Source organism: Elizabethkingia argenteiflava, assembly GCF_009904105.1.
Taxonomy (GTDB): Bacteria; Bacteroidota; Bacteroidia; order Flavobacteriales; family Weeksellaceae; genus Elizabethkingia; species Elizabethkingia argenteiflava.
The window spans coordinates 1-255 of record NZ_JAAABJ010000163.1; the positions used below are offsets into that span (position 1 = coordinate 1).

The 255-nt window shown below is 35.7% G+C and carries 1 pseudogene; it reads left to right on the plus strand.

Features of this window, described 5'->3' with window-relative positions:
- Nucleotides 1-255: pseudogene (locus GNY06_RS01320) on the plus strand (hypothetical protein); the annotation flags it as partial.

Consider the following 255-nt stretch of genomic DNA (forward strand, 5'->3'; position numbering starts at 1 on the left):
ATCGGCAGGATTTTAGACGTTAGCAATGTCACTGTTTTGAATTGGATTCGTAGTTTTGGTAAAGAAGTACAATCGTTACAGTGTGAATCTAAGGAAATAAAAGTGGTAGCGTTAGATGAAATGCACAGTTATATAGGGCGTAAAAAAAACACGGTTGGATCTGGATTGCTGTTGATAGATTTGGAAAAAGATTCATCAATTTCGTTATTGGTGACAGAAGTCATCAAACTGCAGAAGAGTTTTGGGAAACAATAA